Annotated in this window: 17 protein-coding genes and 1 pseudogene; 10 read left to right on the top strand and 8 right to left on the bottom strand. The window is 53.1% G+C overall.

The annotated features are described in order from the left end of the window. Positions 1–2 precede the first annotated feature (2 nt). Entirely contained in the window at positions 3–881 is an 879-nt protein-coding gene (locus OS112_02065; GenBank protein WAC05438.1) for a phosphoribosylformylglycinamidine synthase subunit PurQ, read from the top strand. A gap of 194 nt (positions 882–1,075) precedes the next feature. On the opposite strand, the gene OS112_02060 is transcribed toward OS112_02065, so the two are convergent. The 3 genes and pseudogenes from OS112_02060 to ilvC all read right to left on the bottom strand — a co-directional run bounded on the left by OS112_02060 (position 1,076) and on the right by ilvC (position 3,312). Continuing rightward, a complete protein-coding gene (locus OS112_02060) occupies positions 1,076–1,558 on the bottom strand; it encodes an ArsR family transcriptional regulator (protein WAC05437.1) in 483 nt (160 codons plus the stop codon). 108 nt (positions 1,559–1,666) lie between these two features. Then, on the bottom strand, positions 1,667–2,152 hold the full coding sequence (locus OS112_02055; protein ID WAC05436.1) for an NAD(P)H-dependent oxidoreductase: 486 nt from the start codon (positions 2,150–2,152) through the stop codon (positions 1,667–1,669). Between the two features lie 176 nt (positions 2,153–2,328). Beyond that, a pseudogene (gene ilvC, locus OS112_02050) lies at positions 2,329–3,312 on the bottom strand (ketol-acid reductoisomerase). Between the two features lie 99 nt (positions 3,313–3,411). On the opposite strand from ilvC, the gene mptA reads away from it, so the two are divergent. From mptA to frhB, 5 genes are all read left to right on the top strand, one after another. Continuing rightward, positions 3,412–4,431, top strand: a complete 1,020-nt coding sequence (gene mptA, locus OS112_02045) for a GTP cyclohydrolase MptA (protein ID WAC05435.1) — start codon at positions 3,412–3,414, stop codon at positions 4,429–4,431. 311 nt (positions 4,432–4,742) lie between these two features. After that, positions 4,743–6,110, top strand: coding sequence for a coenzyme F420 hydrogenase subunit alpha (frhA, locus tag OS112_02040; GenBank protein ID WAC05434.1), 1,368 nt, complete (start codon positions 4,743–4,745; stop codon positions 6,108–6,110). A gap of 10 nt (positions 6,111–6,120) precedes the next feature. Next, positions 6,121–6,660, top strand: a complete 540-nt coding sequence (gene frhD, locus OS112_02035; protein ID WAC05433.1) for a coenzyme F420-reducing hydrogenase, FrhD protein — start codon at positions 6,121–6,123, stop codon at positions 6,658–6,660. 43 nt (positions 6,661–6,703) lie between these two features. Further along, a complete protein-coding gene (gene frhG, locus OS112_02030; protein WAC06188.1) occupies positions 6,704–7,465 on the top strand; it encodes a coenzyme F420 hydrogenase subunit gamma in 762 nt (253 codons plus the stop codon). A 10-nt stretch (positions 7,466–7,475) separates the two neighbouring features. Beyond that, entirely contained in the window at positions 7,476–8,402 is a 927-nt protein-coding gene (frhB, locus tag OS112_02025; protein ID WAC05432.1) for a coenzyme F420 hydrogenase subunit beta, read from the top strand. Positions 8,403–8,959: 557 nt separating this feature from the next. Here the strand turns inward: frhB and OS112_02020 are convergent. Further along, entirely contained in the window at positions 8,960–9,451 is a 492-nt protein-coding gene (locus OS112_02020; GenBank protein WAC06187.1) for a DUF2124 domain-containing protein, read from the bottom strand. An 81-nt stretch (positions 9,452–9,532) separates the two neighbouring features. Then, positions 9,533–9,811 carry a hypothetical protein gene (locus OS112_02015; GenBank protein WAC05431.1) on the bottom strand — a complete coding sequence of 93 codons (279 nt, stop codon included), beginning with the start codon at positions 9,809–9,811 and terminating at the stop codon, positions 9,533–9,535. A gap of 105 nt (positions 9,812–9,916) precedes the next feature. Between OS112_02015 and OS112_02010 the strand changes: the two genes are divergently transcribed. Beyond that, entirely contained in the window at positions 9,917–10,420 is a 504-nt protein-coding gene (locus OS112_02010; GenBank protein ID WAC05430.1) for a DUF6125 family protein, read from the top strand. Positions 10,421–10,533: 113 nt separating this feature from the next. On the opposite strand, the gene OS112_02005 is transcribed toward OS112_02010, so the two are convergent. Further along, positions 10,534–10,950: a hypothetical protein gene (locus tag OS112_02005; protein ID WAC05429.1), complete on the bottom strand. Its 417-nt coding sequence runs from the start codon at positions 10,948–10,950 to the stop codon at positions 10,534–10,536. 430 nt (positions 10,951–11,380) lie between these two features. Between OS112_02005 and OS112_02000 the strand changes: the two genes are divergently transcribed. Then, positions 11,381–12,436, top strand: coding sequence for a hypothetical protein (locus tag OS112_02000; GenBank protein WAC05428.1), 1,056 nt, complete (start codon positions 11,381–11,383; stop codon positions 12,434–12,436). 39 nt (positions 12,437–12,475) lie between these two features. Here OS112_02000 and OS112_01995 read toward each other — a convergent pair whose 3' ends face one another. Continuing rightward, the gene (locus OS112_01995; protein ID WAC05427.1) at positions 12,476–12,763 is read right to left on the bottom strand and encodes a hypothetical protein; all 288 of its coding nucleotides are present in this window, start codon (positions 12,761–12,763) and stop codon (positions 12,476–12,478) included. Positions 12,764–12,871: 108 nt separating this feature from the next. Between OS112_01995 and OS112_01990 the strand changes: the two genes are divergently transcribed. After that, complete coding sequence (locus OS112_01990; protein ID WAC05426.1) at positions 12,872–13,372, top strand: hypothetical protein; 501 nt, start codon at positions 12,872–12,874, stop codon at positions 13,370–13,372. A gap of 60 nt (positions 13,373–13,432) precedes the next feature. On the opposite strand, the gene OS112_01985 is transcribed toward OS112_01990, so the two are convergent. Then, positions 13,433–13,918 (bottom strand): cytidine deaminase, encoded by a 486-nt coding sequence (locus OS112_01985; GenBank protein WAC05425.1) that lies wholly within the window; start codon positions 13,916–13,918, stop codon positions 13,433–13,435. Between the two features lie 138 nt (positions 13,919–14,056). Here OS112_01985 and OS112_01980 point away from each other — a divergent pair, with 138 nt between their 5' ends. Then, a complete protein-coding gene (locus tag OS112_01980) occupies positions 14,057–14,254 on the top strand; it encodes a hypothetical protein (protein WAC05424.1) in 198 nt (65 codons plus the stop codon). Positions 14,255–14,442 lie beyond the last annotated feature (188 nt).

Below are 14,442 nucleotides of genomic sequence, written 5' to 3'. Positions count from 1 at the left end.
TCATGCCAATCGTGACAGGGAGTAAAAAGAAGGACCCGCAGCGTCGGCCGAAAACAAAGGATACGGGCACTCCCGCAAGGACCGTTGTAAAGGCCCTCATCATGAGCGGGTACGGGATCAATTCCGAGATGGAGACGCAGGAAGCGCTCGCCCGGGCCGGCATGGGTTCGGATATCGTCCATATCAATGACCTGATCGCAGGAAGAACAAAGTTGTCGGACTACCGGTTACTGGTTTTCCCAGGCGGTTTTTCGTATGGGGACGACACTGGGGCGGGCAACGCGTATGCGAACCGGGTGCGAAACAACCTGTGGGATGACCTGGAAAAATTTCTGGAGGGAGACAACCTTGTATTAGGAATCTGCAACGGGTTCCAGATCCTCGCAAACCTCGGTCTTGTCCCGGCGTTTGATAAAAAATATACCCGTGATGTCGCCCTGATACCGAACCGGAAGGGGGTGCTGGAATGCCGGTTCGTTACATTAAAACCGGTCTCTGATAATCTCTGGACCCGGGGGATTGAACGGATGTACTGCCCGATCGCTCACGGGGAGGGTAATTTTTTCTGTTCGAAAGCAATCCTGCAACGCTTACAAAAACAGAATATGATAACTTTTCAATACTGCCATGATGACCTGACCCCTGCAGACGGTGAATATCCCGCCAATCCCAATGGTTCGATTATGGATATTGCCGGCATCACATCTGAAGATGGAAAAGTTTTAGGGTTGATGCCCCACCCGGAGCGGGCCATGGAGTTCACCAGCCTCTATGACTGGCCATACGAGAAAGAGCGACTGAAACGGGAAGGAAAAGGACTGCCCCATGAATCGCTGAATATGCAGTTTTTCAGAAATATTTCCAGGTATTTTTCCGACTAGACAATATTGTTTTTTCTTTGGGAAAAACTTCATTTCATTTGAATTTTCCTGAGTATGTTCCCCGTGATCATATTGCCGCAGGTGAGTACCAAAAAAACAAGGTTATGTTTGGAGGGATTTTTTAAAACTATTTTTCACATAATAGCAGTCGGGCATAAAATAACCGGTACGGCCGTCGTTGATGGCTAACGGATTTATTCCGTCATTGAAGCATTGACTGAAACGATCAGCTCGTTAAGCTTCTTACCATCTTTACGGTCAGCTTGCGTGAACACAAAGACCCCAATCACCTTTATGCCCATGGTCTCGAGCCTTTTCCGCAGGATGCCAACCGTCTGGCCCGGATTGCTCTTGCAGGTCGCAAAGATGATCGCTGTTTTGCCTTCACACCCGCGAAGGGCGGCAATTGCCGCGTTGATTGCGGGCGTCGGTTTTCCCGCCCAGACAGGCGAGCCCAGCACAATCATGTCGTACCTGGCAACATCGATCTTTTTCTGCTCGATGGGGTCCTCTGCATCCTTCAACGCGCGATACCCACCAAGCAGATACAGCGTGAGCGCATTGTATTTCTTCCGGGGCATCACTTCGATGAGATCACCACCGCAGGCGACTTTTAACTTCTTTGCAATGCGGCGGGTGGCGCCGGAGTGCGAGTGGTAGATGATACACCGGGACATACCTGAGATATAAGTATTGCGATACAAAAAAGGTTGGCAGCAGGGTCATGTGCAGCGGCAGGGGTTGCCGGCAGAAGGCCGGAACAGGCATGACACCTTATTGTGGTTTTACGCGCGTACTGCGGCACTGACTATTGTGAAGAGCTCTTTTGCCTTTTTTTCATTCTCAATCTCTTTCATATGGATCGTCATCGTGCCCTTCACCTGCATTTTGCGCTTTTCGCACCATGCGGTAAAAGTTTCCTCGGATGACCCCGGCCTCCCGCCATGGGTGAAAAATCCTATGACAGCTTTGCCCTCGCAACCTCTGAGGCAATCGATCGCGGCATGAATCACCGGCGTCGGTTTGAATGCCCAGACCGGAGAACCCAGAACAAGAAGATCATAACCCGCAACATCGATCGATACCGGTTCGATTGGGGTCATCTCTTCACCCCGCGCCTTTTTACACCGGCTTAAAAACCGGGTAAGGGGCAGATAGTCTGCACGGTCATACACCTCAATAAGCCGCACATCGCTGCACGCTGATGCAAGGTGCTGCGCTACGTGCCGCGTATTGCCGGTTTCAGAATGGTAGATAATGCAAATTTTCATCCAGGTACTATAGGAACGTCGAATAAAAAAAGATGCCAGAAGATATCACAAAAAATTCTGTCATCCGGGCAAAAAATGAAGATAGAAGATTATTTTTTCCGCTTACGGGCTTTTACGACCGGTTTTTTTGTACCCGCAGGGGCTTTCTTTGTGGCCGTAGTTGGGGCAGGCTCCCTTCTGAACTGGGGCATCATCGCCCGTACCTCGCGCCCGACATCCTCGATGAGGTGCTCCTCATCTGCCTTGGTGAGCGCATTAAAGACCGGGCGGTTTACCATATTCTCAAGCATCCATTCCCGTGCAAACTTCCCCGTCTGGATGTCCTCAAGAATCTCCTGCATCGCGACATAAGCTTCCGGGCCGATGACCCGGGGTCCTCTGGTGAGGTCGCCATACTGTGCGGTGTTGCTGATGTATTTCCGCATGTTGGTAAGCCCCCCCTCATAGATCAGGTCGACGATTAATTTGAGTTCATGGAGCACTTCGAGGTACGCCATCTCCGGCGAGTACCCGGCATTGACAAGGGTCTCGAACCCTGCCTTGACCAGCGAGGTCGTTCCACCGCAGAGGACTGCCTGCTCCCCGAACAGGTCGGTCTCGGTCTCTTCGCGGAACGTCGTCTCGAGAACAACCGCACGGGTCGCGCCGATCGCCTTTGCGTACGCGAGCGCAATCTTGTGGGCTTTGCCGGTATAGTCCTGGTGGACGGCGATCAGTGCGGGAACCCCTTTTCCGTCCTCGTACTGCCGGCGCACCATCGCGCCCGGGCCCTTGGGCGCGACCATGATCACATCGACAGTTTCCGGAGGGACAATCTGCCCGAAGTGGATGTTGAACCCGTGAGAGAACATCAGGCATTTGTTACCCGAAAGGTTCGGCAGGATCTCCGACCGGTAGATCGCTCCCTGGTGCTCGTCAGGTAAAAGGATTTGGATGACGTCCGATCTCTTTACGGCTTCGGCAACAGGCAGCACCTTCATCCCGTCTTTTGCCGCTGCATCCCAGCTCTTCCCCTTCCGCAGCCCGATGACGACATCGAGCCCGGAGTCGCGCAGGTTTAATGACTGCCCGCGCCCCTGTGAACCATACCCGATCACGGCAATTTTTCTGCCTTTCAGCGCACCGATGTCAGCATCGGCTTCATAATATTTTTTTACCATAGCACTTCCCTTTGATATCAGCAACAAAGCACATAAATATTATATGAAAAAGACTCAACAGCACACGTTCACACGAATACTGGTGAAATAACCTCAAGGATGCGATCACCTATTCCGCCCACACGCACCCACGATAAGCCTGAGAATTCATTTGCCCGCGAACTGCCCGACATACAGGCAACCCCACCCGATGTCCGGATCAACCTGACCCGGGTGGGGGTAAAAAACGTCAAGAAACTTGTCGAGGTCTCCCGGCATGAGAAACGGCCGGTCATTTTTATCTCCACATTCGATGTTTTTGTCGACCTGCCCGGGAGCCTGAAAGGGGCAAACCTCTCCCGCAATTTTGAGGTCATCGATGAGGTGCTCCAGCAGGCGATCGACGGCGAGGTGAACGAGATTGAGAATCTCTGCAGCGCCGTTGCCCGCAGACTTCTGGACCGGCATGAGTACGCGGACCGGACCGAAGTCTTCATGCGCAGCGAGTTTATGGTCAAGCGCGAGACACCGGTCAGCCACACCACATGCCATGAGGTGGTCAAGGTACATGCCCGTGCGGTCGCCCGCCGCACATTCCGCGAACCAATTGTCAGGAAAAGTATCGGTGCGGAAGTCACCGGCATGACGGCATGCCCATGCGCCCAGAATATCATGAAGGAGCGGGCGATGTACGTATTCCACACGCTTGGGGTCAGCGAGGACGTGGTCAACGGGTTCTTTGCCGAGGTCCCGATGGCGACGCACAACCAGCGGGGCAGGGGGTTCCTCTGCATCGAGACTGATGACGACCAGCACGTAGACTTGGAAAAGATCATCGGAATCTTAAAAGAGTCCATGAGTTCAGGGATTTACGAACTACTCAAGCGTGGAGACGAGAGCCATGTGGTGCTTGCCGCGCACAAAAATCCACGGTTTGTGGAGGACTGTGTCCGGGAGATGGCAAAGAAGGTGCTCGCCGAGTTCGAGTACCTTTCCGGTGATTCGATGGTCATCATCAAGCAGACCAATGAGGAGAGCATCCACCAGCACGATGCCTACGCGGAGCGCCGGGCGACGATCGCCGAACTGGTTGACGAACTCAATGGTGAGCGGTTCCACAATTCAGAGAACAACCAGTGAGGTGAGGGGGGGCCAACAGGTAAAGATTTTTTATTCTTTTTTATGTTCTTTTTTTATGTGTTTGAATATATTTCATTAAAAAATCAACCCTTAAATAAACTTATATAACATTTTGTTTTGATGTATGTCCTCCATATCACCCTTTTTATCAGGAATACGCGTCCCCCGGATCGATTAAAAAGGGTTATAACAGACATTGGATAACATAAACATGAACGTACTTTGTACGGTCAATTATCTCTAGAGATGAGAGATCTTATACAAATTCTGTACAGCACTGTGAACAACGCAACATACATGAGGCGATAATATTGTCGAAAGTTGTAGAGATTTCCCCAACCACAAGACATGAGGGACACTCAAAACTCGTCTTGAAGGTTAACGACGCAGGTATCATCGAGAAGGGTAACTGGTGTTCCATTACCCCGGTGAGGGGCGTTGAAAAACTTGCCATCGGCAAGACACCAGAGCAGGTCCCAAAGATCGCGTCCCGTGTCTGTGGTATCTGTCCGGTTGCACACAACCTGGCAGGCACCGAGGCGATGGAAGCATCCATCAAGTGCGAGATCCCCAAGGACGCAAAGATGCTCCGTCACATCGTCCAGCTGGCCAACCGTGCCCACAGCATTGCACTGCACAACATCCTGCTCCTGCCCGATTACTATATTCCGGGCACCGAGACGAAGATCAACCCGTTCACGGCAGAAGAGCCGGTGCGCACCGTTGCAAAGCGGATCCAGCGGATACGTGAGATCGGGCAGACCATTGGCCAGATTGCCGGTGGCGAGTGCATCCACCCGAGCAACACACGCATCGGCGGCATGTACCGGAACTGCTCCGAGCAGGCCAAGACCAAGATGTACGACCTGGCAAAGGAAGGGCTTACCCTTGCCCACGCCCAGTCAGAGTTTATGATTGCGGTTATCCGCAGCTACCACAAGAGAGACTCCGTGGACGTTGGCGGCATGAAAGTTCCGATGCCCAAAGACCTCGGTTTCCACAACCAGGGCTACCTGGCAACCCATGCGTTCTATGGCAGCTCAAGCCTTGACGAGTGCCCCAGCTGGGACATCAACCGGTTCAAGGAAGCCCGGCCGTATGACTGGTATATGGGTGAGATGGACATTACCCTTGAAGAGCCACGATACCCGATCGGCGGCACCACCAAGATGGGCACCAAGACCAACCCCCAGATGGAAGCCTGCACCGGCATCCCGATGTACGACGGCCAGCCAGTCGAAGTCGGCCCGCGTGCACGTCTCGTCACGTACAAGAAATATGACGAGAAAGGCACCTGCGGCCAGAACGTTGCCCGCCAGATGGAGTACCAGGACTGCTTCTACGAGATGATCGACTGCATCGACGCACTTGATCCCAACGGCAAGGTCGTTGCAGACCACATCCCGACCGGCGACGGCTCCCTCGGCTGGGCATCCAACGAGGCCCCGCGCGGGACTGATGTCCACATTGCCCGTGTCAAGGACTGGAAAGTCCAGTACTTCAGCATGCTCGTCCCAACCACGTGGAACTTCGCGACCTGCAGCGCAGCCTTAACCGGCGCACCCTGGCAGCTTGCCGAAGTGATCATGCGCGGGTATGACCCCTGTGTGTCATGTGCAACCCACATGATCGTGATCGATGAGGACAACAAGCTGGTAGCCCAGAAACTCATCCAGTGAGAGCACCGCAATGCTGTATTCCGAGATTGTGATCGCAGGGTGCGGAAACCCCCTGTTTGCCGATGACGGATTTGGCCCGGCTGTGGTTGAGGAGATGCAGAAGCTCTCGCTTCCCGACAATGTAACAATAATCGATGCGGGTCTTGGCGGCCCGCACTTTATTTTTACGCTCCTTGATCCGGAAGTTACCAAAAAGCTCATCATCATCGATATTGCGGATTTTGGCGAGAAGCCCGGGACTTTGGCAAAGTTCAAGGTGGAAGACCTTCCCCCCGGCAGTTACCGTGACGCACATTCATGGGACCTGACCGAACCGCTCCAGCGGATAAAAGATCTCATCGATATCACGGTCGTCGGATGCCAGCCGGCGCGTGTCACCGATCCCGAGATGGAGATCGGACTCTCGGATGAAGTTTCAAACGCTATACCCAGGACGATACGGTTCGTACTGGAAATGGCAGGGATAAATTATGGGACTACTATCAAGTGTCTTCAAGAAGAACGTCAGCGAGGAACCGCCAAAAACTGCGGCTCCGCAGAAACCAGCTGATGTAGCACAAAAAGCAGCAGAAGTGAAAAAGGAGGTTAAGCCTGTGGCAGATAAGATTACAGTAGGCTACACACACCTGAGTGGGTGTACCGGTTGTACTGTGGCACTCGCAGACAACTACGCAGGACTGTTAACGCTCCTCGACAAGTACGTTGACCTGAAGTACATGCCAACACTTGCAGATGCAAGGCACATCCAGAAGGTCGATGTCTCGTTCGTTGAGGGTTCAGTCTGTATTAATGATAAACTTGCAGTTGCAGAAATCAAGGAAACACGTGAGAAATCAGCAGTCGTCGTAGCACTCGGTGGTTGCGCCTGTTACGGCAACATCACCCGGTTCGGCCGCGGCGGCCAGCAGAACCAGCCGGCACATGAGGCATACCTGCCGATCGGCGATATCATCAAGGTCGACGTATACATCCCCGGATGCGCACCAACTCCCCAGATGATCAGGAATGTCGCGGTCATGGCATACCTGCTCCTGAAGGGAACCAAGGAACAGAAGGAGCTGGCGACCAAGTTCTTAACCCCGCTCATGCTGGCGGCACAGAGAGGGACAACCGCATGCTTCTGCGACCTGATGACCGAAGTCATCAACCAGGGTCTCTGTATGGGATGCGGCAGCTGTGCATCAGCCTGCCCGGTCCGTGCAATCACCCATGAGTACGGCAAGCCCCAGGGACAGCGCGACCTGTGCATCAAGTGCGGTGCGTGCTACAACCAGTGCCCGCGGAGCTGGTTCAGCTTCGATGTCGTGGGTTCGTACGAGGCGATCAACGAGGCCATAATGGCGGCGCTTCAGTGAGGTGATTGAAATGGGAACAGAACTCGGTAACTACAAGACATGCGTCTCAGCACGGAGCACCGACAAGGAGCTTCTCAAGCATGCACAGGACGGAGGTATTGTTTCTTCCCTCTTTGCGTTTGCACTTGATGAGGGCATCATCGACGGAGCGATTGTAGCGGCGAACAAGGAGTTTGCGGCAAAGAACCCGTCAAAATGCATGATGGACAACTCCAACTTCGACATGATCGAGCCATGGAGACCTATTCCGGCCATCGTGACAACCAAGGCGGACATGATTGCCGCTGCCGGTACCAAGTACAACATCAGCCCGAACGTTTCCTTAATCAAGGAAGCGACCCGGAGCTTTGGCCTTGACAAGATCGGTATCGTGGGCACCCCATGCCAGATGCAGGCTGTCCGCAAGGCACAGCTGTACCCGATCGGTATCCGTGATGTCGGCGCAAGCATCGCTCTTGCGGTGGGTATCTTCTGCATGGAGAACTTCCCGTACCAGAGCATCCTGCAGCTCGTCGAAGACCATGCAGCGATGAAGATGGAGGCCGTCAAGAAGATGGAGATCGGGAAAGGCAAGTTCTGGGTTTACGGCAAGCGCGGACAGGTCGTCCAGCTGCCGCTCAAGGTGACCCACAAGTACGAACAGCCCGGTTGCCACGTCTGCCTTGACTATGTTGCAAACCTCGGTGACATCTCCACCGGTTCCGTCGGCAGCCCCGATGGATGGAGCACCGTCTTTGTGCGCAGCAAGATCGGTGACAGTGTCTGGGCAAAGGCAGTCGCAGCAGGCTGCTTCGAGACCCAGCCAATCGAGAAGGTCAAACCCGGCCTTGAACTCGTGACCAAGCTCGCAAACGAGAAGATCACGAAGAACAAGACGACGCTCGAAGGCCGCAAGACCTTCGGTGTGGGCAAAGCTCTCCGCAACCCCTATATCTAAATTTTTTTTCGAAAATTCGTTTTTAATGGGTATTTTATTGATTCTGCAGAGATATAAAAACGGGGATCTGGGGGTTTCTCCCCAAAGGTTTTACGGCCGGAAATTTTCGGCAAAAAAGTTTTGAACGCTAAAAATTTTGGCCGTAAAAAATTTTAAAATCAGAAAATTCCGGGCTCTGAAATTTTTGAGCCCCAAAATTTTCTAGCTTGAGGGCTCGAAAAACCGGACGGAAAAACAGGAGTCTCCGTCAAGGGCAGTCTTCCGGGCACGACCATTTTTTCCGGAAAATAATTTTTGTTCTTAAAAAATTTTGCCGCTTGAAAAATTTTATCGCGAAAAACTCCGGGCAATTTTTTTCAAAAGCGAAAAATTTGGTTTTAAAAATTTGAGCTCGAGAAATTTTTTTTGTTAAAAAAATTTCAATGCCAAAAAAATCCGGCCATGAAAATTTTTATATGCAAAAATTTCCAGCCTCAAAATTTTAAGCGCGGAAAAAAAGTCCGGTTCGATCCCGGAAAAACATTATAATTTTTGATAATTGTGATGCAGCTCCCAGTTCACGGGGATTTTTTTACGACGCGTACGGGATCGATTGTCGCATCGATGAACACGTCAAACTTCACTGCCGTCAGCCACCCGGCTTTCTCGAACATGTTCATGAAGCAGACGCCGATAACCTTCGCACCGCCGTGCCTGCCGATGATGTCCTGCACCTCTTCCTTTGTCACCGGCACATTGGGCATCGCAAGCCCGCCCATGATGATGAGCGCCTTGGGCCGGAGCACCGCAGCTTTTTCGCTCACCTGCATTCCCACGTCATCGACGTTGTGGATCACCTTTGCCTTGGACTCGTTGAGGAACGGGACAAAGACCTGTTCGAATTTCAGCCCGCGGACAGCAACCGCGAGCAGTTCGACGAACGGCGTACAGGTGCCTACGCACCCGTAATATACGATCTGGTCGCCTTCCGCAAGGCCGGAGCTCTGGAGGTACTCCTTGAAAGGGCGCAGGATCCCGGGGACCCCGCGCAGGGTTTCTGTCTGGGTCATGGTATCAGGAGAATGTCCGGTACCCGGCATGATAAACGTTGCCGGGCGATGCATGTTGCAGGAGCGTGGGTGCCGCTGTTATTACAGGTCATACCTGCGGCTCGGGATGACTTCGCACCCGATAAGCCAGACCGAGTACAGGATCGAGAGGCTGGCGATCAAAAACAGGGGCGAGATGACCGCTTCGCTTTTTGGGAGGAGTTCGAGCCGGGATAGGTCAAAGACCACGTACAGGGCAAACGTGAGTGAGATAAACCAGCCGTAAACCTTCTTTCCCTTCGTGGCGAGCCGTACTCCTGCGATGGCAACGATGATTTCGATCAGGACGGAGAGGACCTGCAGCACGGTATTGGTATCCATAGCATCTCATCGGTGTGTGGCGCCATAGTTCTTTGTATTACGGCCGGGGTGCGCTGCCCCCGTCATGTTTTTGTAATCCTGCATCGCACCGGAGGATGAGTGAGGATGTGCAATCAAGAGACGCTCCTGCGCGAGCTTGACGATGCGGCAAAGAACTGGAATGCAATGGACGGGCTATGGTTCCTTGCCGTTGAAGATGCGTACGGGATGGACGCTGCGATTGCTCTTGACAAGAATGTCTGGGAGCAGTTCTCCAAAATTGAGGCGGAACGGATAAAAAAGCGGCTCTCGCTGCCGGAATTCGGCGGTATTGACGCGCTGGAACGCGCCCTTGCACACCGGCTTTCTCACCGCATCAACAAGCAGGAGATACAGCGCGATGGTGAAGACACCCTGATCCTTGTCATGAAGAGCTGCCGGGTGCAGGCTGCCCGGGAACGAAAAGGGCTGCAACCGTTCCCCTGCAAACCGGTAGGGCTTGTGGAATACACGATCTTTGCAAAAACCATCGATCCCCGTGTCAGGACCGAATGCGTCTCCTGCCCGCCCGAGACGGTGCCGGGGACAAAATACTGTGCATGGAAGTTTACCCTTCATGCAAAGGGTTAAAGAAACTTCTTTTTTTTCAATACAGGATTTTTCTTCCACAAAAATATGACCGTTAGTCACCAGAGTGAAAATTCCCCGAAGATGTCCTGCAAAAACCCAAAAAAATTGGCGGTTTACTTGCTTAACCGTTCGACGATAAGCTGTTCCAGTTTCTCAGGGATTTCCCGATCGCCGACAAGGATGATGTCCCCGATGACCACCTCAGGAACGCCGGGGGGAGCCCGTTTGAGCTGCCGGTTGACCTCGGTGTATAGATCGGCGTTTGCCTGATCGTGCCAGACCTCAAGGATCCGGATGTTGGCATCAGGGTATTTTGACGACAGGTTTGTGACCAGCGGCATGACCATGTGGCAGTGCGGGCACTCTTCGCCATAAAAGAAATAGACGGTCAGCGGGTTTCCTGCTCCGGTGCCTGGTACAACCGGTACAATTGCCGGGGATTGCAGCGATTCCTGTACAAGAACAAAGGCAACGGCGATCAATGCGACAATAAAAATGGCTGCTCCGATATGCTTGATGATTTTGTCCATGAAGTTCCTCCCTTATCACGTATAGCTTGCCACTGATTAACGATTGTGCCAGATTTTTAACGCAAAAATTTTTGGAAAAAGAGGATTATCCAACTCTATTGTATTTTTCACCGTACCCTTTGAAATCCACAAGGTTTTCCCATGCATTTCCACCGTTAATACCCGTTCCCATGTATGCAGGACAACACAGGGATAATTGCGTTTTTACCTGGCAGGCGCACGCATGATCCGGGGACCATGACCATACCATCTCCGTCGGAATAAACCGCCGGCTGATGTACCATCAGGATTGATACGGCACCCTTACTCCCAACAGCAGGGAAAGTGCAGGAAAAAAATCCCTCCAAGGGTCTGCGGGCCAAATAAAGATAAAAAATCTCATATCCGCGTGAACCTTTATTGTAATACATAACACAGGTATGGAATAACGATGGGTACAAAGGAAGGGCTTTCCCTTGCAGGTGATGAGTCGATTATCCTGACACTACAGGATGTTGTGGTCAACGGTGTCAGGAACGAGGTGGTGCTTACCAGTATGAGGCTGGTGCTGGTCGAGAGCGAGAAAGACCATGTCCATCACGCAGAGATCAGCCTCGAAACGATCGGCTCGGCTGCCGCAGGCGAGAACAAGTTCCATGAACCAACCATCGCGCTGAATATCCTGCTTCCGTCCGGGGATGCACAGATGCGCGAACTTGTCTTTTTCCAGCGCCCGGGTATCCAGAAGGTAGGGGAACGCGATCAGCTGCTATCAAAACTCAAAGAGCACATCGCGGCAGTTCGGGCACAGGCACCGAAGCCTGCCGAAACCCTTCCACACGATCCGGGAGCAGCAGCAGAGCCCGGTCCCCTCCCGGAAGGAGTGCCGGATATCACCAGGGATCAAAAACCCGTGGGCATTTCCCTGGTCATGGAGCGAATGCCCAAAGGCCCGGAAGATCCCCTCAAAAATTCCCGCATTGTGAGCCTACTGGATCATGTACCGTTGCGGGCATTCCCAGTATTGCTCGTGGTTATTGTTGCAGTCTTCGGCGGGATGATCACGTTCGCAGTAATCCTTCACGAGAACCCGGCAGCGTTTGCCGGGCATGCACCCGTTTCCCCCGCCGTTCCGCAAGCTGGTGCAGTTACTTCTCAAGCCGCCCCGGTTCCTGAAACCCAGCCACAACCTGTGTTCACGGTCACTCCGGCCCCCACCCCGCCCCCTGCTATCGCAATCCCGCAGTCCGGTATCTGGGTGCGGGTCCAGTCCAATGCGACATTCGTCGGCGCTGTCGGTGCCCGGGGGTTCCTGCGGCAGGTCAATGCAACAGGCGACCAGTTCTACCAGATACAGGCGCGGGACGGTATCGTGGATATCTCTCTGGAAAAGCAGGAAGCGTCAGGAGACCCGCTTGCGGTTGCGATCTATAAGGACGGCTCGCTGGTCCGGCAGACCAGCACTTCCGTCCCGAAGGCAACAATCGACATCCATATCAGCGTGTAATGATATGGGGGGAAAAGCCTCCCCCTACTTTAAAAAAATTCAGCGCTTCTTCTGGCCTTTGATTGCTTTCTTGGTGATCTTTCCCGGCCGCGGCCGGTCTGCAAACGGGCCCGGGTCCTGGTTCGGGCTCAACGGTTCGGGATGGGTCGTGTGACGGGGGGGCAGTACAGGCTTTTTCCGGGCCTTGTGTTTCGGGTGGGGGAGTGGGTGGGCCATCGGGTGGTGCCGGTCATCCTCCTGCTGACGTTCCTTATCCGGGCTGGTCTTTGCCTTTGCTTTGGGTTTGGGGTAACCGGGCCTGCGGTCCGGCCTAAGTCGGGATGCCATAAACAGAGTTACGCTCTTCCTTAAATAAAACAATCCGGCTCCCCCGGACGGTTGATATACAAATTCCCTGATATTATAAAGCAACAGCACACATCATATCCAGACACCATGGCCCAAAATCCCAGCGAAACCAAAAGAAGTACATGCGAACAGGAGTCCGACAGGATCCAGGAATTTTTCATCCGCCCTTTCTTCCTGTCCTTTTCCATCGGCATCCCGTTCTGCATCTTCAAGCTGCTCTTTGGCGTGACCGCAGTCCGTATCGGCTCAGCTACGTCGCCCGCCCTTGGTTTTTTCGGGTGGTTCATCATCGTATGGGCAGGTACTGATCTCATTATGAATATCGGGCGGGCACTCCTTGACCTCATCCACCGACCGGCTCTTTATGAGTATTGCACGATTGCGCAGGTGGGAAAGGTCATGAACCAGCCGATGGTCTTCCTTGCAATTGACACCGTGCTGACCTTCACGATCATCTGTGTTATGCTCTGGTCAGGCTGGATCATCCAACTTACTCCGATTCAGATGTTCCTGTGGTACGCTGCAACAACGGCAAACCTGATCAGCCTCTCGCTGGTCTCGCTGTATAACGAGATCCGGAAGGACTGATGGCAAAAAAGACCTGCTTGGATGGCAGGAAACACACCATCTGCAGGATTGGAGACCGTTTTATTTTACATCATCCCCGAGTGCTTCCCGGCTCCTCATCTGGTACAGCACCATAGGGTCCATCTCGCGGTATGCATCCTTAGCTGTCCGCATGATCACGTTGGTCAAACCCGAGTTCACGATCATCTTCGAGCAGAGGAAGCACGGCCAGATCCGGGTCAGCTCGTCAGTATCCACTTCAAAACCTGCAAGGTAGAGCGTGCAGCCCCGCGCCTGTTTGCCTGCCTGGATGAGCGCGTTCATCTCGGCGTGGACGCTCCGGCACCTCTCGTAGTTTGACCCCGAAGGGATGTTGTGATCCTGCCTCCAGCATTTTTTAAGTTCCGTACAGTCCATCTGCTTGCGGGGGGCACCGGTATACCCAGTGGATACAATCGTGTTGTACTCGTCCACGATGATCGCGCCGAAGTTTCGCCGCAGGCAGGTGCCCTGGTGGGCACACCGCAGTGCCAGGTCAAGGAAATAGTGGTGCCTGTTGGTCCGCATGCAACAAAATTATTGCAGACTTTGTGTATTAAAGAAGCATGGTCCGGCATTGCCGTCCACCCCGGGCCCGTTCCTGTCATTACCGTATGTTAACAACAGCGGGTATTAAGGCGAATGACGCGAAGTGAGAACTAAGAGATGAAAGAGTTTGAATTTGCCCCAAAACTCACACGGAGGCAAAAGATTACTGCAGTGATGGTCGGGGGAGGACTCGGGCTGTTGCTCGCAGCGGTCAATATCGTATTCCGTGCGTTCCTTGACTCGTATCTGTTCCTGTCTGCCCCGGCCTTTATTTTAGGAGCCATCATCATACTCTGGATTGCCTACATACGGTGACCGAGCGGTACGGCTCCATATGCGCCCGCCTCTTTTAAACGGGCTCATTGCAGGAGCTGTGCACCTGTGACGAGGATAATAACACCGTGAACCTGCATAAAGAACGGGATAAGATAAAATTTTTATTTCCAGGTCTTGTGCCGGAATACATACATGCCGGCATATGCCCCAAACATCCCTGCCTTCTG

The sequence above is a fragment of the Methanoregula sp. genome, assembly GCA_026625165.1.
Taxonomy (GTDB): Archaea; Halobacteriota; Methanomicrobia; order Methanomicrobiales; family Methanospirillaceae; genus MVRE01.
The sequence above is the reverse complement of the archived record's forward strand: the minus strand, read 5'-3'. Positions and strand labels throughout refer to the sequence as shown.